The sequence below is a fragment of the [Clostridium] aminophilum DSM 10710 genome (assembly GCF_000711825.1).
Lineage (GTDB): Bacteria > Bacillota > Clostridia > Lachnospirales > Lachnospiraceae > Clostridium_R > Clostridium_R aminophilum.
In genome coordinates this window covers 19,649-40,236 of the sequence record NZ_JONJ01000004.1, presented here as the reverse complement: position 1 = coordinate 40,236, position 20,588 = coordinate 19,649, and the positions used below count along the sequence as shown (strand labels likewise).

The 20,588-nt window shown below is 50.5% G+C and carries 30 protein-coding genes and 1 riboswitch; of the genes, 29 read left to right on the top strand and 1 reads right to left on the bottom strand.

Annotated features, from left to right (window positions below):
- The first annotated feature begins 167 nt into the window (after nucleotides 1–167).
- From BR86_RS0105175 to BR86_RS0105160, 4 genes are all read left to right on the top strand, one after another.
- A complete protein-coding gene (locus tag BR86_RS0105175; protein ID WP_031471930.1) occupies nucleotides 168–926 on the top strand; it encodes an exodeoxyribonuclease III in 759 nt (252 codons plus the stop codon).
- 104 nt (nucleotides 927–1,030) lie between these two features.
- On the top strand, nucleotides 1,031–2,989 hold the full coding sequence (locus BR86_RS0105170; RefSeq protein WP_038287916.1) for an alpha-amylase family glycosyl hydrolase: 1,959 nt from the start codon (nucleotides 1,031–1,033) through the stop codon (nucleotides 2,987–2,989).
- Between the two features lie 29 nt (nucleotides 2,990–3,018).
- Nucleotides 3,019–3,136, top strand: a riboswitch (FMN riboswitch).
- Between the two features lie 221 nt (nucleotides 3,137–3,357).
- On the top strand, nucleotides 3,358–3,975 hold the full coding sequence (locus BR86_RS0105165; RefSeq protein WP_031471928.1) for an ECF transporter S component: 618 nt from the start codon (nucleotides 3,358–3,360) through the stop codon (nucleotides 3,973–3,975).
- A 177-nt stretch (nucleotides 3,976–4,152) separates the two neighbouring features.
- A complete protein-coding gene (locus tag BR86_RS0105160; protein WP_031471927.1) occupies nucleotides 4,153–4,965 on the top strand; it encodes a creatininase family protein in 813 nt (270 codons plus the stop codon).
- Between the two features lie 70 nt (nucleotides 4,966–5,035).
- Here BR86_RS0105160 and BR86_RS0105155 read toward each other — a convergent pair whose 3' ends face one another.
- Nucleotides 5,036–5,899, bottom strand: a complete 864-nt coding sequence (locus BR86_RS0105155; protein WP_031471926.1) for a class I SAM-dependent methyltransferase — start codon at nucleotides 5,897–5,899, stop codon at nucleotides 5,036–5,038.
- A 314-nt stretch (nucleotides 5,900–6,213) separates the two neighbouring features.
- Between BR86_RS0105155 and BR86_RS0105150 the strand changes: the two genes are divergently transcribed.
- The 25 genes from BR86_RS0105150 to map all read left to right on the top strand — a co-directional run bounded on the left by BR86_RS0105150 (nucleotide 6,214) and on the right by map (nucleotide 20,538).
- Entirely contained in the window at nucleotides 6,214–7,590 is a 1,377-nt protein-coding gene (locus BR86_RS0105150) for a PspC-like choline-binding domain-containing protein (RefSeq protein WP_242841569.1), read from the top strand.
- Nucleotides 7,591–8,156: 566 nt separating this feature from the next.
- The gene (gene rpsJ / locus BR86_RS0105145) at nucleotides 8,157–8,474 is read left to right on the top strand and encodes a 30S ribosomal protein S10 (RefSeq protein WP_031471924.1); all 318 of its coding nucleotides are present in this window, start codon (nucleotides 8,157–8,159) and stop codon (nucleotides 8,472–8,474) included.
- A gap of 119 nt (nucleotides 8,475–8,593) precedes the next feature.
- Nucleotides 8,594–9,229: a 50S ribosomal protein L3 gene (gene rplC / locus BR86_RS0105140; protein ID WP_031471923.1), complete on the top strand. Its 636-nt coding sequence runs from the start codon at nucleotides 8,594–8,596 to the stop codon at nucleotides 9,227–9,229.
- Nucleotides 9,230–9,257: 28 nt separating this feature from the next.
- Nucleotides 9,258–9,878, top strand: a complete 621-nt coding sequence (gene rplD / locus BR86_RS0105135) for a 50S ribosomal protein L4 (RefSeq protein WP_031471922.1) — start codon at nucleotides 9,258–9,260, stop codon at nucleotides 9,876–9,878.
- Nucleotides 9,878–10,177, top strand: a complete 300-nt coding sequence (gene rplW / locus BR86_RS0105130) for a 50S ribosomal protein L23 (protein WP_031471921.1) — start codon at nucleotides 9,878–9,880, stop codon at nucleotides 10,175–10,177. The genes rplD and rplW overlap by 1 nt, the downstream gene beginning before the upstream one ends.
- Nucleotides 10,178–10,281: 104 nt before the next feature.
- A complete protein-coding gene (rplB, locus tag BR86_RS0105125) occupies nucleotides 10,282–11,127 on the top strand; it encodes a 50S ribosomal protein L2 (protein WP_031471920.1) in 846 nt (281 codons plus the stop codon).
- An 18-nt stretch (nucleotides 11,128–11,145) separates the two neighbouring features.
- Entirely contained in the window at nucleotides 11,146–11,421 is a 276-nt protein-coding gene (rpsS, locus tag BR86_RS0105120) for a 30S ribosomal protein S19 (protein WP_031471919.1), read from the top strand.
- Between the two features lie 27 nt (nucleotides 11,422–11,448).
- Nucleotides 11,449–11,835: a 50S ribosomal protein L22 gene (rplV, locus tag BR86_RS0105115; RefSeq protein ID WP_038287913.1), complete on the top strand. Its 387-nt coding sequence runs from the start codon at nucleotides 11,449–11,451 to the stop codon at nucleotides 11,833–11,835.
- A 12-nt stretch (nucleotides 11,836–11,847) separates the two neighbouring features.
- Complete coding sequence (rpsC, locus tag BR86_RS0105110) at nucleotides 11,848–12,501, top strand: 30S ribosomal protein S3 (RefSeq protein WP_031471917.1); 654 nt, start codon at nucleotides 11,848–11,850, stop codon at nucleotides 12,499–12,501.
- A 3-nt stretch (nucleotides 12,502–12,504) separates the two neighbouring features.
- Nucleotides 12,505–12,942: a 50S ribosomal protein L16 gene (gene rplP, locus BR86_RS0105105; RefSeq protein ID WP_031471916.1), complete on the top strand. Its 438-nt coding sequence runs from the start codon at nucleotides 12,505–12,507 to the stop codon at nucleotides 12,940–12,942.
- Nucleotides 12,932–13,141 carry a 50S ribosomal protein L29 gene (rpmC, locus tag BR86_RS0105100; RefSeq protein WP_031471915.1) on the top strand — a complete coding sequence of 70 codons (210 nt, stop codon included), beginning with the start codon at nucleotides 12,932–12,934 and terminating at the stop codon, nucleotides 13,139–13,141. The genes rplP and rpmC overlap by 11 nt, the downstream gene beginning before the upstream one ends.
- A gap of 33 nt (nucleotides 13,142–13,174) precedes the next feature.
- Nucleotides 13,175–13,429 carry a 30S ribosomal protein S17 gene (gene rpsQ, locus BR86_RS0105095; RefSeq protein WP_074649775.1) on the top strand — a complete coding sequence of 85 codons (255 nt, stop codon included), beginning with the start codon at nucleotides 13,175–13,177 and terminating at the stop codon, nucleotides 13,427–13,429.
- A gap of 26 nt (nucleotides 13,430–13,455) precedes the next feature.
- The gene (gene rplN, locus BR86_RS0105090) at nucleotides 13,456–13,824 is read left to right on the top strand and encodes a 50S ribosomal protein L14 (RefSeq protein ID WP_031471913.1); all 369 of its coding nucleotides are present in this window, start codon (nucleotides 13,456–13,458) and stop codon (nucleotides 13,822–13,824) included.
- 13 nt (nucleotides 13,825–13,837) lie between these two features.
- Nucleotides 13,838–14,143, top strand: coding sequence for a 50S ribosomal protein L24 (gene rplX / locus BR86_RS0105085; RefSeq protein WP_031471912.1), 306 nt, complete (start codon nucleotides 13,838–13,840; stop codon nucleotides 14,141–14,143).
- Nucleotides 14,144–14,160: 17 nt separating this feature from the next.
- Entirely contained in the window at nucleotides 14,161–14,700 is a 540-nt protein-coding gene (rplE, locus tag BR86_RS0105080) for a 50S ribosomal protein L5 (protein WP_031471911.1), read from the top strand.
- 17 nt (nucleotides 14,701–14,717) lie between these two features.
- Nucleotides 14,718–14,903: a type Z 30S ribosomal protein S14 gene (locus BR86_RS0105075; RefSeq protein WP_031471910.1), complete on the top strand. Its 186-nt coding sequence runs from the start codon at nucleotides 14,718–14,720 to the stop codon at nucleotides 14,901–14,903.
- 101 nt (nucleotides 14,904–15,004) lie between these two features.
- On the top strand, nucleotides 15,005–15,409 hold the full coding sequence (gene rpsH, locus BR86_RS0105070) for a 30S ribosomal protein S8 (protein WP_031471909.1): 405 nt from the start codon (nucleotides 15,005–15,007) through the stop codon (nucleotides 15,407–15,409).
- A gap of 70 nt (nucleotides 15,410–15,479) precedes the next feature.
- Nucleotides 15,480–16,046, top strand: a complete 567-nt coding sequence (gene rplF, locus BR86_RS0105065; protein WP_031471908.1) for a 50S ribosomal protein L6 — start codon at nucleotides 15,480–15,482, stop codon at nucleotides 16,044–16,046.
- Nucleotides 16,047–16,063: 17 nt separating this feature from the next.
- Entirely contained in the window at nucleotides 16,064–16,432 is a 369-nt protein-coding gene (rplR, locus tag BR86_RS0105060; RefSeq protein ID WP_031471907.1) for a 50S ribosomal protein L18, read from the top strand.
- 18 nt (nucleotides 16,433–16,450) lie between these two features.
- Complete coding sequence (rpsE, locus tag BR86_RS0105055) at nucleotides 16,451–16,960, top strand: 30S ribosomal protein S5 (RefSeq protein ID WP_031471906.1); 510 nt, start codon at nucleotides 16,451–16,453, stop codon at nucleotides 16,958–16,960.
- 13 nt (nucleotides 16,961–16,973) lie between these two features.
- On the top strand, nucleotides 16,974–17,156 hold the full coding sequence (gene rpmD / locus BR86_RS0105050; protein ID WP_031471905.1) for a 50S ribosomal protein L30: 183 nt from the start codon (nucleotides 16,974–16,976) through the stop codon (nucleotides 17,154–17,156).
- An 18-nt stretch (nucleotides 17,157–17,174) separates the two neighbouring features.
- Complete coding sequence (gene rplO, locus BR86_RS0105045) at nucleotides 17,175–17,615, top strand: 50S ribosomal protein L15 (RefSeq protein WP_031471904.1); 441 nt, start codon at nucleotides 17,175–17,177, stop codon at nucleotides 17,613–17,615.
- Nucleotide 17,616: 1 nt separating this feature from the next.
- Entirely contained in the window at nucleotides 17,617–18,933 is a 1,317-nt protein-coding gene (secY, locus tag BR86_RS0105040) for a preprotein translocase subunit SecY (protein ID WP_031471903.1), read from the top strand.
- Nucleotides 18,934–19,125: 192 nt separating this feature from the next.
- Complete coding sequence (locus BR86_RS0105035) at nucleotides 19,126–19,770, top strand: adenylate kinase (protein WP_031471902.1); 645 nt, start codon at nucleotides 19,126–19,128, stop codon at nucleotides 19,768–19,770.
- Between the two features lie 3 nt (nucleotides 19,771–19,773).
- Nucleotides 19,774–20,538 (top strand): type I methionyl aminopeptidase, encoded by a 765-nt coding sequence (gene map, locus BR86_RS0105030; protein WP_031471901.1) that lies wholly within the window; start codon nucleotides 19,774–19,776, stop codon nucleotides 20,536–20,538.
- Nucleotides 20,539–20,588: the final 50 nt, after the last annotated feature.

Sequence of the window (20,588 nt, the reverse complement as noted above, 5' to 3'; positions counted from 1 at the left end):
GACGGTTTGTGGAACTGTTAACATGAATGTAGAATTAATAGTCACATAAGTCAAATGAGAATTAAGACATTTTTCTGCAAATAATAAACTTTATTGGAATATAATACAAAAAAAGCGGCATGAAAGGCAACCGGTTACGCTTCTGCGGATTGTAAAGAGGTGAGATGATGAAAAAATTTGTTTCATGGAATGTTAACGGACTTCGGGCTTGCGTCGGGAAAGGGTTTCTGGATGCGTTTCATGAGCTGAACGCCGATATTTTCTGTATCCAGGAGAGCAAACTCCAGGAGGGCCAGATTGATCTGGATCTTCCCGGATATCATCAGTACTGGAATTACGCCGAAAAGAAGGGATATTCCGGTGTGGCGCTGTTCAGCCGGGAGGAACCGCTGACGGTGACGTACGGTCTCGGGATCGAGGAGCATGATCATGAGGGAAGAGTCATCACAGCGGAATATCCGGATTATTATTTTGTGACCTGCTATACTCCGAATTCCAAAGATCAGCTGGCAAGGCTGGACTACCGCATGACGTGGGAGGACGCCTTTCGGGAGTATCTGAAGAAGCTCGATGCAAAGAAGCCGGTGATCTTCTGCGGCGACCTGAATGTTGCCCACGAGGAGATCGATCTGAAGAATCCGAAGACAAATCATAAGAATGCCGGTTTTTCGGACGAGGAGCGCGGAAAGTTCTCGGAACTTCTCGCTGCCGGATTCACGGATACCTGGCGGTACTTTGAACCGGATACAGAGGGAGTTTATTCCTGGTGGTCCTACCGTTTTAAGGCGAGGGAGAAGAATGCCGGCTGGCGGATCGATTTTTTCTGCACGTCCGACCGCCTGAAGGAGAAACTTCGCGGGGCAAAGATCCATACGGAAATCTTCGGATCGGATCACTGCCCGGTGGAGCTGGAGATCGATCTGTAAATCTCTGCGGGGAGACGGCCCGAAGAGAAATGCTGCAGGACGAGGCTTCCGGCACAATACCCGAAAACGGACAAAAGGTTTAGAGACCGGAAAGGAGGCAGACTATGCAGAAGAAGGAAATCCGGATCGCCGTGTCATCGGACCGGAATTTTACTCCGGGAGTCACCGCGATCCGCGGCGGCGCGCATATCTGCACCGGTCTTTCCGGGGATAAGCCCGGGCTTTTGCTTTACCGGGACGGAAGAAAGGCCGGAACGCTCCGGTTCACGGAGGAAATGCGGACCGGCGACATTTACACGGCGGATCTTCTGACGGACCATCCGGAGGAATACAGCTATCTTCTGACGGACGGGAAAACGGCGAAGACGGATCCGTGGGGACGCTTCTACCCGCAGAAAAAGCGGTGGGGATCGGAGCGGAATTACGGCCGCGCGCTGCCGGCGGTGCTTCTCGGAAAAGAACTGGACTGGTCGGGAGACCGGGCGCCGGGAACCCCGCTGTCGGAGACGGTGATCTACCGGCTGCATGTGCGCGGATTTACAAAACATGTTTCCTCCGGCCTCGGGAAAGAGGCGGGAACCTTCCGGGGACTGATCCGGAAGATTCCATATCTGAAAGACCTCGGGATCACGGCGGTGGAGCTGATGCCCTGCTATGAGTTTCAGGAGATCGTCACCGCGCCGGTTCCGGTCGGCGGCGGGTTCGATCCGAAGACGAGAACTCTTGGAAAAATGATCCGCAAACCGACCGGAAAGCGGAATTACTGGGGATATTCGGACGAGAATTGCTATTTTGCGCCGAAGGCGTCTTATACGGCCGGTGAAGACGGCCGAAGGGAATTCTGTGAGATGGTGAAAGCCTTCCACCGGGACGGCATCGAAGTCTACATGGAATTCTATTTTCCGGAGGGAACGCCGCAGACGCTGATTACCGAGACGGCCCGGTTCTGGGTATGCGAATACCATATCGACGGTGTCCGCCTTTCGGGAACCGCTCAGCCGGCACCGCTTCTGAATGACCCGGTTTTGGCGGGGACGAAGATTTTTGCGCTTACGATGGACGGAGCGGGAATACCGGAGGGGACCGGGACTGCGGGACGGAACACTTCTTTTTTTGCCGGAAATGAGAACGCCGGACGGAAAGACGGCGAAAAGCCGAAACGCCGCGCGGCGGAATACAATGACGGATATCTCTACGATATGCGCCGGGTTCTGCGGGGCGATGAAAACCAGATGCAGCATCTGATGGACCGGATCTGTGCCAATCCGGACGGATACGGAACCGTCAATTACATGGCGAACACCAACGGTTTTACCATGGCGGACATGGTATCCTATGAGGAGAAACACAATGAGGCGAACGGGGAGAACGGAAAAGACGGGCCCCGGGACAATGTGACCTGGAACTGCGGCGAGGAAGGTAAAAGCCGCCGTGCGGCAGTGAACGGCATCCGGAAGAGACAGCTGGACAATGCGTTCCTGATGCTGTTTCTGAGTCAGGGAATCCCGCTGATTCTGGCAGGAGACGAGTTCGGCAACTCACAGAACGGAAATAACAATGCCTACTGTCAGGACAATGCCACGTCGTGGCTGAACTGGACGGATCTGAAAAAACATGCCGAACGGCATCATTTCGTCCGGGAACTGATCCGGTTCCGGAGAGAACACCCGGTATTCCACCGGGAAGAGAAGCCAAGCCACTGCGATCTGCAGGGATTCGGCCTTCCGGACATCTCGTTCCACGGGGTCAATGCATGGTATCCCGAAACGGACGGTCCGCACCGCCAGCTCGGCATCCTGTATTGCGGCGATTACGCGAAAAAGCCGGACGGCACGGTAGATGACACCTTTTATGTGATGTTCAATATGCACTGGAACGTACATAAATTCGGCCTTCCGACGTTGCCGGACAAAAAAAGATGGATCTGCGTGCGCGATACCGGAAGGGAAGAACCGGATGCGGCGGACACCATGATGCCGCTTTCGGACGGGTATCGCACGTATGTGCTGAAGCCAAGGTCGATTGTGATTCTGAAGGCTATTGACAGCGGCACTGCTTTATGATAATTTTGGAAAAGAAAAAAGAATACACATAAGTTCTTCGGGGCAGGGTGAAAGTCCCTACCGGCGGTATAGTCCGCGACCTGCGAAAGCAGTTGACCCGGTGCAATTCCGGGACCGACAGTATAGTCTGGATGAGAGAAGAAACTGGAGTGATTCATGACGCTGCGTCTGTGCGCGGCGCGATGGAAACAACGTTCCGGATCTCAGATTCCCCGTGAGTCTGAGGTCCTTTTTGTGGCATAGATATTTTTGGAAAATGTCTGTGATACAAAATGCTCCGCTGGGATGCGTGTTGCCGCATTCCGGGGCGGAAGAGGAGCTGCTCCTGACGGAAGAATTTATGCAGTACCCGAAAGGAGAATATGATTATGAGAACAGACAAATGGAGTGTACAGAAGATGATCCTCACCGCGATGCTTGCAGCAGTATCCGGTGTGCTGATGTCTCTGGAGTTTGCCCTGCCGATGATGCCGCCGTTTTACAAGGTGGATTTCAGTGATGTTCCGTCCCTGATTGCCGTATTTCTGCTCGGCCCGCTCTCCGGTTTTGCGGTGGAGGTATTAAAGCTGGTGATCAAGCTGGTAACGGTTGGCACGAACACGATGTATGTCGGCGAGGTTGCAAACCTGATTTCGACCATGCTCTACATCTTCCCGCTGTACATCATCTATAAGAAACTCGGAAGCACACGCCGTTCTGCTGTGATCGGTATGGCAGCGAGCATTGTGATCCGCACGGCCTGCGCCTGCGCAGTCAACGCGTTTGTCACACTTCCGCTGTATGCGACAGCAATGGGCGTTTCTCTCGATCAGGTTGTTCAGATGGTTGCATCGGTCAATCCGGCAATCCATGATCTGAACGGCTTTATCGTGATGGCAACGGTTCCGTTCAATATTATCAAGATCGGTCTGAACTACGTGATCGGCTATCTGATCTACAGCCGCCTTCTGGCAGCAAAAGTCGTTACGGATGTGAAGACGGTCTGAGAAAACATCATCCATCATGAAATGTAAACCGGGCATTCTCAATCCGCAGTCGGATCGGGAGTGCCCGATTGTTTTGTGCGGAAGCGCACGCCGCTGAAGCAAAACGCTGAACTTGAAGAAAAACGCTGAACTTGAAGAAAAATCGTGAAGAGGGTTCTGACTTGTGGGAGGAAAAATATGATCCGGTATTACAGAGATTTGACGAGGAAAGAGATGGAAGCCGTTGACAGGGAGCGGACCGTTGTGATGATCCCGGTGGGTGCGATCGAGCAGCACGGAAGCCAGGCGCCGCTCGGCACCGATATGATGATCGCGGAAGCAATGCCGGAGTACATCCGAAAGGAGATGGAACTGGAGGATCCGGATTATCCGATGCTGATTTTTCCGGTGATTCCGGTCGGTCTCAGCGTGGAACATCTGAATTTCTGCGGCTCGGTGTCATTTAAACCGGATACCTATTACCATCTGATCTATGATATCGCGGAGAGCATTGCGCACCACGGTTTCCGGAAGATTGCGTTTTTAGTTTGCCACGGCGGAAACCGGCCGGTTCTGGACGTGCTTTCCCGACAGCTCCGCCACGATTTCGGGATTTATCCGTTTGTGCTCGCGTCGGGGGCATTTCTCCATCCGGAAGTGCAGGCAACCATCTCGCCGGAGAACTCCTGGGATTTTCACGGAGGGGAGATGGAGACCAGCATGGTGATGGCAATCCATCCGGAGACGGTGAAGCTAAACCTGTCTGAAACCGGATATAAGCGCGGCGGATATGCCGGACAGAAGGCGATCAATTTCTCGAACGCGACCGCGCTCAACTGGATGGGCGAGGATCTTCAGACAGAAGACGGCCGCCCCATCGGGATCGGTGGAGATCCGCGAGGAGCGACCGCTGAAAAAGGTGAAATTATATTCCGCAGAAGCGCGAAGGAACTGATTCCGGCACTTCTCTCGATTCGTGACTGGAAAATGGAACCGCAGCAGAAACGATGATAAAAAAGAAGAGTCCGCAGCGCTGAGCGCTGAGGACTCCTCTTACAAAAAAACATATGTCAGGGAAAAATCAGTCGGCCTCCCATCGCCCGGATGCTCCGCAGGGAAGAACCAGACCGTTCGAGGATACCGGGAGACCAAGTTCGTCGGCTTTGACATGGCCGCCGTGATGCTTTACGACCTCGGTGGAGATCATGTACGAGAGGACGCTCGGCGCGAGACCGGTCGTATAAGAGTTGATCAGGAAGAAAAGCGGCTGATCGGACAGGAGCTGGGATGCGAGCTGTACGAACGGATAGATGCTTTCCTCGATTTTCCAGATCTCTCCCTTCGGTCCTCTGCCGTAGCTCGGCGGATCCATGATGATGCCGTCATAGTGGTGTCCGCGGCGGATCTCCCGCTCGACAAATTTGACGCAGTCATCGACGATCCAGCGGATCGGGGCGTCGCCCAGTCCGGAGGAAACGGCATTTTCCTTTGCCCACGTTACCATGCCCTTGGATGCGTCGACGTGGCAGACACTCGCACCTGCAGCGGCCGCCGCCAGCGTGGCGCCGCCGGTGTAGGCGAAGAGGTTCAGCACGCTGATCGGGCGATTGGCCCGGCGGATCTTATCGGAGAACCAGTCCCAATTGGCCGCCTGTTCCGGGAACAGACCGGTGTGCTTGAAGCTGAACGGCTTCAGGTTAAAGGTCAGCGATTTATATCCGATGGACCACTGCTGCGGGAGATCGAAAAATTCCCATTCACCGCCGCCGCGGGAAGAGCGGTGATAGTGGCCGTTCATTTTCTTCCAGCCTTTTTCCTTCTTCGGGGTGTTCCAGATGACCTGCGGGTCCGGGCGGACCAGAAGGTAATCGCCCCATCGCTCTAATTTTTCGCCTGCCGAGCAGTCGATTACTTCATAATCATTCCATTGATCTGCAATCCACATATATAGAATTCCTCTCTGTGTTCTTATCGTATCGATTGAGTTCTCTCAAAAATATCAGTGTCATCATATCCCGCGCATTGCGTCAGTGTCAAGCGGACAGAACGCTTTGCTGTGAGCGGCGGGACGGGAAAGGGAAGGCGTCCTGTGCCGGGACGTAAGAATTTTGCAAGAAATATGGAAAACAAAGTTCATTGAACCCCATCGCCCGTGCTGATAAGATAAGGTCAGGATATCAGCATCATCGGGATTCTGTATCCTGAGGATGATTTTAAAAAGAATCCGGGGGCGGAAATGACTGCCCAAAGGAGGTTATGATGACAAAGAAAGTGTATGTGGCGGCTCTCTCCGCAGCGCTGGCGCTGGGGATGAGCGTGACTGCATTTGCGGCAGGATGGCAGAAATCCGGTAATGACTGGACTTATGTCAACGACAACGGAAATCGCGTGACCAATGAGTGGCAGCGCGGTGCGGATAACGAGTGGCGCTGGATCAACTCTCAGGGTGTGATGGCGACCAATTCCTGGGCCGACAACGAATATTACGTGGACGGTGACGGAAAGATCGTTGTGAACAAGTGGATGAAACTTGCGATCAAGAATCCGGACTGGAACCAGTCCGGACAGTCCGCATGGTACTATTTCGGCAACAGCGGGAAATGTGTGACCGGCGGCTGGTCCAAGATCAACAACAAATACTACTATTTCAATGACGACGGTGAGATGCAGACCGGATGGGTTGATGACGAGCAGTATTATGTGAACAGCGACGGCGTAATGCAGACCGGATGGGTATGGCTTGAAGATCCGGACAAAAAGGAAGACGATTCGACTGCTCCGGATATCAAGGACGACGAAGATTTCCACTGGTACTATTTCAAGTCTAACGGAAAAAAATTTGAGCCGGAGGGATCCGGCTATCAGTTAGAGAAGATCGACGGCAAGTACTTCTGCTTCAACGACAAGGGCGCGATGCAGACCGGATGGGTCAACATGGGCGACAAGGATGCCGGCAGCTTCAAGAATATGCGTTATTTCAAATCGGACGGATCCGTGATGACAAAGTGGGCGATGCTCACCCCGCCGGATGACGATGAACTGGACGGTCTCATGAAGCTCGATGATTACGAAGAGCAGTGGTATTATTTTGATGCGAAGGGCGTGCCGGAGGTCGGACCGGAGCTTTCCGAAGCTTCCACCAACAATCTGAAGAAGATCAACGGAGTGACCTATCTCTTCAATGACAAGGGCAATCCGGTTTACGGACTTCGGAAGCTTCGTATCGGAAACCGTGATGAGTACGCAGCCTACTTCTTCGGCGCAGACAAGGCGACCAGCTCGGTTGTCAGCGGAAAGGGCACCGTGGAAGAGGGCGACGGCTCCAAACACGAATATTATTTTAATGAGACAGGCAACAACAAAGGCCGCGGATTTACCGGTGTGAAGAACAAGTACCTCTATTATATGGGACGTCTTCAGCAGGCAACCGACAACAATGCGGCGATCTTTGCCGTTGACGGAAAGAATTACGCGGTCAACCGTTCCGGTAAGGTTCTGACGAAGGACACCTTCAAGATCAGCGGAACGAAATATAAAACCAACGCGAACGGTATCATCTGCGAGGTTGACGGTGAGGCGTCCAAGGGCGATGAGTCCGCGGAAGAGCCGGTTGAGCCGGATTTCTGGGACGACTGATCCGGGACACCGGGGCACCGGCCGGAATACGAGGTGGGAGAGGATCGAAGATAATACTTATATATAGTAAGAAACGATCCGATAAATAAAAACAGTCAGAGGGCATCTGCCGGGAATACCTGGCGGGTGCCCGTTTTTTTATGGTATCGGAGATTTCTCCGGAATTCCCGATACCATAAAATTGCTCCGCGAGGATGTACAGGCCGCCGTTTGAGTGAAAATGCCCCTGAAATCCTCCGAAAACGACGGTTCTATGGGAATTATGCTGTATTTTGCATAAAACATGGATTGTATTTAATTTAGAACAAAAATTTCTTGCAAAGCATTGACACCTATGATATGATAGCGTCGTTGTGACATGATAGCTGTGAAGCGTGAAGTTGCTGTCCATTGCGACAGGTTCTCCGTGGAGCGAATGTCAAGTTAGAAACTGGCGACAAGTCACTGTACAGTTAAACAACGGAACCGAAGGCAATTCGGGTGTGTGATCCGGTCGGACACACACGGGTATGTGTACAGTCACCGCTTGTCGTGCTTCAGAGTACGAAAAGGAGGCGACTTTTTTTATGGCAAGTCAGGTAATGAGAATCACACTTAAGGCTTATGATCATCAGCTGGTAGATCAGTCTGCAGCTAAGATCGTAGCAACCGTAAAGAAGAATGGATCTAAGGTGAGCGGACCGGTTCCGCTGCCGACAAAGAAGGAAGTAGTAACCATCCTTCGTGCGGTTCACAAGTATAAGGATTCCAGAGAGCAGTTCGAGCAGAGAACTCACAAGAGACTGATCGACATCATTGCTCCGAACCAGAAGACGGTTGATGCGCTGCAGAGACTTGAGATGCCTGCAGGTGTTTATATCAACGTAAAGATGAAAAACAAGTAAAAAACAGCCTGGTATCCCGTAAGGGACCAAGTCCTGAAAGGTCCGGACAGTCCGGACGGTTCTAGGATGAACGCTGAAAGATGCGTTCCGCTGTAGAAAAAACAGGAGGTCATTTTCCAATGAAGAAAGCTATCTTAGCTACCAAGGTCGGAATGACTCAGATCTTCAATGAAGACGGAGTACTCGTTCCGGTAACAGTTCTTCAGGCAGGCCCGTGCGTAGTAACACAGGTTAAGACTGAAGAGAACGACGGCTACAAGGCTGTTCAGGTCGGCTTTGCTGACAAGAGAGAGAAGCTGGTTTCCAAGCCGGTTAAGGGTCACTTTGACAAGGCTGGTGTCAGCTACAAGAGATTCATCAGAGAGTTCCGTTTTGAGAACGCTGAGGAGTATTCTGTAAAGGATGAGATCAAGGCTGATATCTTCGCTGAGGGCGATATGATTGATGCAACTGCAATCTCCAAGGGCAAAGGTTTCCAGGGTGCGATCAAGAGATATGGTCAGCACAGAGGACCGATGGCTCATGGTTCCAAGTTCCATCGTCATCAGGGTTCCAATGGTTCCGCTACTACCCCGGGCCGCGTATTTAAGGGCAAGGGAATGCCGGGCCACATGGGCAGCGTAAGAGTAACTGTTCAGAACCTGAGCGTTGTTAGAGTTGATGCAGAGAACAACCTGATCCTTGTTAAGGGTTCCGTTCCGGGACCGAAGAAGGCTCTGGTTACAATCAGAGAGGCTGTTAAGTCTGCAAACTAAGCAGTAGATGGAAAGGAGGAACACACAGATGGCTAATGTATCTGTTTACAATATGGAAGGCGCTGAAGTTGGCACTCTTGAGCTCAACGATGCAGTATTCGGCGTAGAAGTAAATGAGCATCTGGTTCACATGGCAGTTGTTGCACAGCTTGCAAACAAGCGTCAGGGAACTCAGAAGGCTAAGACACGTTCCGAGGTTTCCGGCGGCGGCAGAAAGCCGTGGAGACAGAAGGGAACTGGTCACGCAAGACAGGGTTCAACCCGTGCTCCGCAGTGGAAGGGCGGCGGCGTAGTATTCGCACCGACTCCGCGCGATTACACAATCACTCTGAACAAGAAGGAGAAGAGAGCAGCTCTGAAGAGCGCACTTACCTCCAGAGTTCAGGAGAACAAGTTCGTTGTTGTTGATTCTCTGAAGTTTGACGAGATCAAGACAAAGAAGTTCGCAGCAGTTCTGAAGAACCTCAAGGTTCAGAAGGCTCTCGTTGTTCTGGATGACGAGTGCGAGAAGACAGCAGTTTCCGCAAGAAACGTTGCTGACGTTAAGACCGCACGCGTGAACACAATCAACGTTTACGATATCCTTAAGTACAACACTGTAGTTGCTACCAAGGCTGCAGTAAGCGCAATCGAGGAGGTATATGCATAATGGCAAACATTCAGTATTATGACGTAATCCTCAAGCCGCTCGTAACTGAGAAGAGCATGAGCTCCATGGCTGACAAGAAGTACACTTTCCTGGTTCACACAGAGGCTAACAAGTCCATGATCAAGGATGCCGTTGAGAAGATGTTCCCGGGCACCAAGGTTAAGAGTGTTAACACCATGAACTGTGCAGGTAAGGACAAGAGAAGAGGCATGATCGTCGGCAAGACTGCAAAGACGAAGAAAGCTATCGTTCAGCTTACTGAGGACAGCAAAGAGATCGAGATCTTCGCAGGTCTTTGATCCGCTAACTGCGGGGAGTATCCCCGCTGACACCAATATACGGTAACCAATCCGTGAGAAACGGGACACGGGATTGCCCGTGTTCGCGAAAGGAGTTTTGAGTCATGGGAATTAAAACATACAGCCCATATACCCCGTCCAGAAGAAACATGTCTGGATATGATTTCTCTGAGATCACAAAGTCTGCTCCGGAGAAGTCCCTTGTTGTTTCTTTAAAGAAGAACGCAGGTCGTAACAATCAGGGTAAGATCACCGTTAGACACAGAGGCGGCGGTTCCAGACGTAAGTACAGAATCATCGACTTCAAGAGAAATGGTAAGAACATCGTTGGCGTACCGGCAACTGTTGCTGCGATCGAGTACGATCCGAACAGAACTGCGAACATCGCTCTTCTGAGCTACGCAAACGGCGTTAAGGCATATATCCTTGCTCCGGCAGGACTGAAGGTTGGCCAGACTGTTATGAGCGGCGCTGATGCAGAGCCGAGAACAGGTAACTGCCTCCCGCTGAGCAAGATTCCGGTAGGTTCCAACGTTCACAACATCGAGCTTTATCCGGGCAGAGGCGGCCAGATGGTTCGTTCCGCTGGTACAGCTGCTCAGCTCATGGCTAAGGAAGGCAAGTACGCTACTCTGAGACTTCCGTCCGGCGAGATGAGAATGGTTCCGATCGACTGCTGCGCAACACTCGGTGTTGTTGGCAACGGCGAGCACAACCTGATCAACCTTGGTAAAGCTGGTAAGACTCGTTACATGGGTATCAGACCGCACGTACGTGGATCTGTCATGAACCCGAATGACCATCCGCACGGCGGTGGTGAAGGTAAGGCTCCGGTAGGACGTCCGGGTCCGAGCACACCGTGGGGTAAGCCTGCTCTGGGTCTTAAGACCAGAAAGAAGAACAAGCACTCCAACAAGCTGATTGTCAGAAGAAGAAACGGAAACAAGTAATTCCGAGGAGGTTAAGTAATGGGTCGTTCAATTAAAAAAGGACCGTTTGCGGATGCATCTCTGCTCAAGAAGATCGACGAGATGAATGCAGCAGGACAGAAGCAGGTTATCAAGACCTGGTCCCGTCGTTCCACCATTTTCCCGCAGATGTTAGGTCATACAATCGCTGTATATGATGGAAGAAAGCATGTTCCGGTATATGTTACTGAGGACATGGTAGGACACAAGCTTGGTGAGTTCGTTGCTACAAGAACTTATCACGGCCACGGCGCAGACGAGAAGAAGTCTCGCTAAGCACAGTTTTGAGAGGAGGTTATAGCAATGGCTAGAGGACATAGATCTCAGATTAAGAGAGAGAGAAATGCTAATAGAGATACGAGACCGTCAGCAAAACTGTCTTACGCAAGAGTTTCTGTACAGAAGGCATGCTTCGTACTGGATGCGATCAGAGGCAAGAATGTAAATGAGGCACTCGGTATCCTTACATATAATCCCAGATATGCTTCTTCACTGGTTAAGAAGCTTCTCGAGTCTGCAATCGCAAACGCAGAGAACAACAACCAGATGAATCGTGACAACCTGTACATTGCGGAGTGCTTCGCAGGACAGGGACCGATCATGAAGAGAGTCAGACCGAGAGCACAGGGTAGAGCTTACAGAATCGAAAAGAGAATGAGCAACATCACAATCGTGCTCGATGAGAAATAATAGGAGGCAGAAATGGGACAGAAAGTTAATCCGCACGGCATCAGAGTTGGTGTCATCAAGGACTGGAATTCCAAGTGGTACGCTGAAAAGGACTTCGCTGATTGCCTGATCGAAGATTACAAGATCAGAGAGTTCCTTAAGAAGAAGCTTTATGACTCCGGCGTCTCCAAGATTGAGATCGAGCGTGCAGCTGGAAAAGTTAAAGTTATCGTATTTACTGCTAAGCCGGGCGTTGTTATCGGTAAGGGCGGTACAGAGATCGAGAAGACAAAGGCTGAGGTTCAGAAGCTTACAGACAAGAAGGTCTTCATCGACATCAAGGAAATCAAGAGACCGGACAAGGATGCTCAGCTCGTTGCAGAGAATATCGCTCAGCAGCTTGAGAACCGTGTTTCCTTCCGCCGCGCTGTTAAGTCTGCAATGAACAGAACCATGCGCGCAGGTGCAAAGGGAATCAAGGCTTGTGTATCCGGACGTCTCGGCGGCGCAGATATTGCCCGCAAGGAGTTCTACAGCGATGGTAACATCCCGCTGCAGACACTGAGAGCTGATATTGAGTATGGTTTCGCTGAGGCAAACACAACATACGGCAAGACCGGTGTTAAGGTTTGGATCTACAAGGGCGAGGTTCTTCCTGTTAAGGGAAATAAGGAAGGAGAGCGATAAATCATGTTAATGCCGAAGAGAGTTAAACGTAGAAAGCAGTTCCGTGGTTCCATGGCTGGTAAGATCACCAGAGGTAACAAGATCACCAACGGTTCCTACGGACTTATCGCAACTGAGCCGTGCTGGATCAGATCCAACCAGATCGAGGCAGCCCGTGTTGCTATGACACGTTTCATCAAGCGTGGCGGTAAAGTTTGGATCAAGATTTTCCCGGATAAGCCGGTAACAGCTAAGCCGGCTGAGACACGAATGGGTTCCGGAAAGGGCTCTGTAGAGTATTGGGTAGCTGTAGTTAAACCGGGCCGCGTTCTCTTTGAGATCGACGGTGTTGCAGAGGATGTAGCAAGAGAGGCTCTTCGTCTCGCTATGCACAAGCTTCCGTGCAAGTGCAAGATCGCTACCAAGTCAGACGTAGAAGGCGGTGATAACAGTGAAGATTGATCAGTATTTAAAGGATTTAAGAGAGAAGTCCCTCGCAGATCTTAACAACGAGCTTACTGAGGCTAAGAAGGAACTCTTCAAACTCAGATTCCAGAATGCTACGAACCAGCTGGACAACACCGGCCGTATTAAAGAAGTACGCAAGAATATTGCCAGAATCCAGACTGTTATGGCAGCGAAGGCAAGCGAGAACGCATAATTTCCAAAGTAAATGGAAAGGAGAATATCTACCGTGGAGAGAAATCTTAGAAAAGTACGTGTAGGCAAGGTTGTAAGCAATAAGATGGACAAGACCATCGTTGTTGCTATCGAGCACCACGTAAAACATCCTCTGATCGGAAAGATCATTAAGAGAACATATAAGCTTAAGGCACATGATGAGAACAATGAGTGCGGAATGGGTGACACCGTAAAAGTTCAGGAGACCAGACCGCTGTCCAAGGATAAGAGATGGAGACTCGTTGAGATTGTTGAGAAGGCAAAATAATCTCAGCCCAGAAAGGAGTATTGGGAATGATTCAGCAGGAAACAAGATTAAGAGTTGCTGACAATACCGGTGCGAAAGAGCTGCTCTGTATCCGAGTAATGGGCGGTTCCACCAGAAGATATGCAGGCATCGGCGATGTCATTGTTGCCAGCGTTAAAGAAGCAACACCGGGCGGCGTTGTAAAGAAGGGTGACGTTGTCAAGGCTGTTGTAGTCCGCACCGTAAGAAGCACACGCCGCAAAGATGGTTCCTACATCAGATTTGATGAGAATGCTGCTGTTATCCTGAAAGAGGATAACACTCCGAAGGGAACTCGTATCTTTGGGCCGGTTGCAAGAGAGCTTCGTGAGAAACAGTTTATGAAGATCGTTTCTCTGGCTCCGGAAGTACTGTGAGGAGGTAACGACTGTGCAGAAGATTAAAAAAGATGATACCGTTAAGATCATTACCGGTAAGGATAAAGATAAGACAGGAAAAGTTCTTTCTGTAGACGTTAAGAAGAACAAGGTAACTGTTGAAGGCTGCAACATGATCACAAAGCACGTTAAGCCGAATGCAGCTAACCAGCAGGGTGGAATCATCCACGTTGAGGCTCCGCTTGACCTGTCCAATGTTATGCTCGTAGTTGACGGCAAGGCAACCAGAGTCGGCTTCAAGACCGAGGGCGACAAGAAGGTTCGTTTCGCTAAGGCTACCGGCAAGACGATCGACTGAGAGAGGAGGAACTACAAGTGTCTAGATTAAAAGAACAGTATCAGAACGAGATCGTAGATGCTATGATCAAGAAATTCGGATACAAGAACGTTATGGAAGTGCCGAAGCTCGACAAGATCGTTGTAAACATGGGTGTTGGCGAAGCTAAGGAGAACGCAAAGGTTCTTGACACAGCTGTAAGAGACATGGAGATCATCACTGGTCAGCATGCTGTTACAACAAAGGCTAAGAAGTCCGTTGCTAACTTCAAGATCAGAGAAGGTATGCCGATCGGTTGTAAGGTTACCCTTCGCGGCGAGAGAATGTATGATTTTGCGGATCGTCTGATCAACCTTTCTCTTCCGCGTGTACGTGACTTCCGCGGCGTAAGCGCTGATTCCTTCGACGGCAGAGGCAACTATGCACTCGGCCTCAAAGAGCAGCTCATCTTCCCGGAGATCGAGTACGATAAGGTAGACAAGGTAAGAGGTATGGACGTTATCTTCGTTACCACTGCCAAGACAGATGAAGAGGCACGTGAACTGCTCAGACTGTTCGGCATGCCGTTCGCGAAATAATCAGGAGGATTTGATCAATGGCTAAGTTATCTATGAAGATCAAGCAGCAGAAGACACCGAAGTTCTCCACAAGAGCTTACACACGCTGCAAAATCTGTGGCCGTCCGCACTCTGTTCTCAAGAAGTACGGTATCTGCCGTGTTTGCTTCCGTGAACTTGCATACAAGGGCGAGATCCCGGGCGTAAAGAAGGCAAGCTGGTAATCAATCAGGCCGCTGTTCCACATCTTAATACAGGTCCTGCCGCTTTTTTGCGGCGGGAAACCAGTTAAGCAATATTGAATATATAGGAGGTTTGACTCACCATGACTATGAGTGATCCGATCGCAGATATGCTTACGAGAATTCGTAACGCAAATATCTCCAAACATGATACAGTTGACGTTCCGTCTTCCAAGATGAAGCTCGCTATCGCCGGCATCCTTGTTGATGAGGGTTACGTAGCAAAGTACGATCTTGTCGATGACAAGAATGGTTTCAAGAACATTCGTCTCACACTGAAGTACGCAAACAACAAGAACGAGAGAATCATCTCCGGCCTTAAGAGAATTTCCAAGCCGGGTCTCCGTATCTACGCTGGTAAGGAGAATATGCCGAAGGTACTCGGCGGTCTCGGTATCGCGATTGTTTCTACAAACCAGGGTGTTATTACAGATAAGAAGGCAAGAGAGCTCGGCGTTGGCGGCGAGGTTCTGGCTTACATCTGGTAATATAGATTAAACCACTGAAAACAGAGCGGCCTGCGCGCCGTTCCGAGAATCTAAGTAGGAGGACATTAGAATGTCACGAATTGGTAGATTACCAGTAGTGATCCCGGCAGGTGTTACTGTCACGATCAAAGAGAACAATGAAGTTACTGTAAAGGGCCCGAAGGGTGAGCTCACCAGAACATTTGCTCCGGAGCTTACTATCGAGCAGAAGGAAGTAGAGCACGAGGACAAGAAGGTTAACGAGATCGTTATCACAAGACCGAATGACCTGAAGAGAATCAAGGCTCTGCACGGCCTCACAAGATCCTTAATTAACAATATGGTACACGGTGTTACCGAGGGTTACGAGAAGAAGCTTGAGATCAACGGTGTTGGTTACAGAGCTGTAAAGCAGGGCAAGAAGCTCGTTCTTACTCTTGGTTACTCTCATCCGGTAGAGATGGAAGATCCGGAAGGCGTTGAGACTGTAGTTGATGGTTCCCTTACAATCTTTGTAAGAGGTATCAGCAAGGAGAAAGTTGGTCAGTACGCAGCTGAGATCAGAAGCAAGAGAGCACCGGAGCCGTACAAGGGCAAGGGTATCAAGTATGCTGACGAAGTGATCAGACGCAAAGTTGGTAAGACTGGTAAGAAATAATTAAGGAGTGTGTGAAGATGGTTAGTAAAAAATCAAGAAGCGAAGTTCGCATTAAGAAGCACGCAAGATTACGTAATCGTTTTTCCGGCACCGCACAGAGACCACGTCTTGCAGTGTTCAGAAGTAATGATCACATGTACGCTCAGATCATCGATGATGAGAAGCAGGTAACTCTTGCTGCAGCATCCACCGTTGAGAAGGATGTCAAGGCTGAGCTGACCAAGACAAACAATGTCGAGGCAGCATCCTATGTCGGCACTCTGATCGCTAAGAGAGCTCTGGAGAAGGGCATCGAAGAGGTCGTATTCGACAGAGGCGGCTACATCTATCATGGAAAAGTTCAGGCACTTGCAGATGCAGCTCGTGAAGCTGGACTGAAATTCTAACGGAAGGAGAACATACACATGAAGCGTACAAAAATCGATGCCGGCCATCTTGAAATGGAAGACAAGGTTGTAGCAATCAGAAGAGTATCCAAGACCGTAAAGGGCGGACGTACTCAGAGATTCGCAGCACTTGTTGTTGTCGGCGATAAGAACGGACACGTAGGTGCAGGCATGGGTAAGGCTGCAGAGGTTCCGGAAGCAATCCGCAAAGGTAAAGAAGCAGCTATGAAGAATGTCGTTGAGGTAGCTATGGATGAGAACAAGTCCATCCCGCACGATTTCTACGGCGTATACGGAAGCTCCAATGTACTCCTTAAGAGAGCACCGGAAGGTACCGGTGTAATCGCCGGCGGTCCGGCTCGTTCCGTACTGGAGCTTGCAGGCTACGAGAACATCCGTACAAAGTCTCTTGGTTCCAACAACAAGACTAACGTTGTTCTTGCAACAATCGCAGGTCTTCAGAGCCTCAAGACTCCGGAGGAAGTTGCAAAGCTTCGCGGCAAATCCGTTGATGAGATCCTGAACTAAGGAGGAGATAGAGATGGCAGAGAAGTTAAAGATCACACTGGTTAAATCTCCTATCGGCGCTGTTCCGAAGCAGAGAGCAACTGTAGAGGCACTTGGACTCAAGAAGATGCACAAGACAGTTGAACTTCCGGACAATAACGCAGTCAGAGGAATGATCCAGAGTGTTAGACACCTGGTAAAGGTAGAGGAAATCTGAGTTTAAGGAGGTTCAGTCATGGAGTTATCCAATTTAAGACCGGCTGCTGGTTCCGTCCACAGCGATAATTTCAGAAGAGGACGCGGACACGGTTCAGGCAACGGCAAGACTGCCGGTAAGGGCCACAAGGGTCAGAAGGCACGTAGTGGCGCACCGAGACTTGGTTTCGAGGGTGGCCAGATGCCGCTGTTCAGACGTCTTCCGAAGAGAGGATTCAAGAACCGCAACCGTAAGGTTATCGTTGCGATCAACGTTTCCGCACTCGAGAGATTCGAGAACGATACAGTAGTTACAGCAGAGAAGTTACTTGAAGCAGGAGTTATCAAGAAGGTTTGCGACGGCGTTAAGATCCTTGGCAACGGCGAGCTCACAAAGAAGCTTGTAGTTAAGGTTGATGCTGTCAGCGAAGGCGCTAAGGCTAAGATCGAAGCCGTTGGCGGATCCTGCGAGGTGATCTAATATGCTGCAGACGCTCCTGAAAGCGTTCAAGGTAAAGGAAGTGCGGAGCAAACTGATCTACACTTTCTTTATGCTTGTTGTGATTCGCATCGGATCACAGCTTCCGATACCGGGCGTGAACACATCGTATTTCGCTGATTTGTTCTCAAAGCAGACGACCGATGCGTTCGGATTTTTCAATACTATTACGGGCGGTTCCTTTACGAACATGTCCATATTTGCACTGAGCATTACCCCGTACATTACTTCTTCCATTATCATGCAGCTTCTCGCAATTGCGATTCCGAAGCTGGAGGAAATGCAGAAGGACGAGGATGGACGGAAGAAGATTCAGGAGTATACACGTTACGTGACGGTGGCACTTGCGCTGATGCAGTCCATCGCCATGAGCGTGGGATTCGGAAGCAAGGGACTTCTCACGGAGTTCAATGCTCTCAGCGTTGTCATCGCGGTTGCCACCATGACAGCCGGAAGTGCGATGCTGATGTGGATCGGTGAAGAGATCACACAGAACGGAATCGGCAACGGTATTTCTGTTGTTCTTCTGTTCAACATCATTTCATCCACACCGAATGATGCGATGACTCTTTACACAAGATTTGTTCAGGGCAAGACAATTGCAGTAGGGGTGGTATATGCGATCATTATTCTCGCAGTAATCATCGGACTGGCTGCATTCACTGTGGTTCTTCAGGATGCCGAGAGACGGATTTCCGTTCAGTATTCCAAGAAGCTTCAGGGACGCAGACTGGTAGGCGCACAGGCATCCGCTATTCCGCTGAAGGTGAATACCGCTGGTGTAATGCCGGTAATTTTCGCATCCTCGATCATGTCCTTCCCGGTTGTTATTGCAGGATTCTTTAATGTCGACTATTCCACAATCGGCGGAAAGATCCTGATGGTATTGAATTCGAGCTCGTGGTTCAGACCGGACAGACCGCTCTATTCCATCGGTCTTGTAATCTACATCGCACTGATTGTAATCTTTGCGTTCTTCTACACATCGATTACCTTCAACCCGCTGGAGATTGCAGACAATCTGAAGAAGGCAGGCGGCTTCATTCCGGGAATCCGTCCGGGTAAACCGACGTCGGATTATCTGAACAATATGTTGAACTATATTGTACTTGTAGGTGCCTGCGGCCTGATCATTCTGTGCGTGGTTCCGATTATGGTATCCGGCCTCTTCAATGTCAGCCGTATGTCATTCGGAGGCACATCACTGATCATTATCGTTGGTGTCATTCTTGAGACCATCAAGGCAGTGAAGTCACAGTTGCTTGTCCGCAACTACAAGTCATTTTTAGGGGATTTCTGATATAGATAAGCCATATACGGGTATGATGACCCGTGGGCGAATGATATATGTCGCTGTCGGTTCAGACAGACTGAGCAGCAGCCACGACGGCTGCGGCCGGTCTTCTCCCGGCGGCGATATTTTTTATGTCATAGACAAGAATCATTTAACTTATGGCACATCCGTGCCGTACCACAATAGAAAGGCGAATCCATGAAGATTGTTATGCTTGGTGCACCGGGCGCCGGTAAAGGAACTCAGGCAGACAGAATTGCTGCAAAATACGATATTCCGCACATTTCCACAGGAGATATCTTCCGCAGCAATATTAAAGCAGGAACGGAGCTTGGTCAGAAGGCAAAATCCTTTATCGATCAGGGACTTCTGGTTCCGGACGAGGTTACAATCGGTATGCTTCTGGATCGTATCGCTCAGGATGACTGCTCCAAGGGCTACATTCTTGACGGTTTTCCGAGAACCATCCCGCAGGCTGAAAGCCTTACGGCAGCTCTGAAGGAACAGGGTACTGCGATCGATTTCGCGCTTAACGTGGATGTTCCGGATGCAGCGATTGTAGAGCGCATGGCCGGAAGACGTGCCTGCCTCAAGTGCGGTGCTACCTACCACATCGTATATGCCGCTCCGAAGAAGGAAGGCATCTGCGATGTATGCGGAGAAGAACTGGTTATCCGTGATGACGATAAGCCGGAGACGGTTTCCAAGCGTCTTGAGGTATACCACGATCAGACACAGCCGCTGATCGACTTCTACAGCAAACACGGTGTTCTTCACACAATTGACGGAACACAGAACATGGATAAAGTTTTCGCAGACATCTGCGGAATTCTGGGAGAGTAAAGCATGTCAGTAATCATCAAGTCCCCGACCGAAATTGCTCGTATGAGAGAGGCCGGCCGCATTCTCGAGGAAGTGTATCTGAAACTTGCCGAGCGGATCCAGCCGGGTATCTCCACCTATGAGATCGATCGGATCGGAGAAGAAATGATCCGCGGGAAGGGATGCATTCCGACCTGCAAGGGATATGAAGGCTATCCGAATGCATTCTGCATTTCCGTGAACGACGAAGTGGTTCACGGGATTCCGTGCGAGGAGCGCATCCTTGAGGACGGCGATATTGTCAGCCTTGACACCTGCCTTTCCTATAAGGATTACAATGCAGATGCCGCGCGGACCTATGCGGTCGGCAATATCGATGATGAAGCCAGACGTCTGATGGACGTCACAAGACAGGCGTTTTTCGAGGGAATCCGTTTTGCGAAAGCGGGAAACCATCTCAATGATATCTGCACCGCGATTCAGAATTACGTGGAAGGCGAGGGCTTCGGCATTGTCCGGGATCTGACCGGACACGGAATCGGCGCGGATATCCATGAGGATCCGTATGTGCCGAATTTTTCGATGCGGAGAAAGGGAATCCGCCTTCGTCCGGGTATGGCCCTCGCGATCGAGCCGATGGTCACCGAGGGAGACTGGATGGTTGGCTGGCTCGAGGATGAGTGGACGGTTGTGACGATGGACGGCAAGCGCGCAGCCCATTACGAGAACACCATCCTGATCACCGACGGCGAGCCGGAGATTCTGACTCACACGGACGGAAACCTGTAAAATGGTTGTAAATGTTGACAAATGACGCTGATGTACGATATTATCGGATT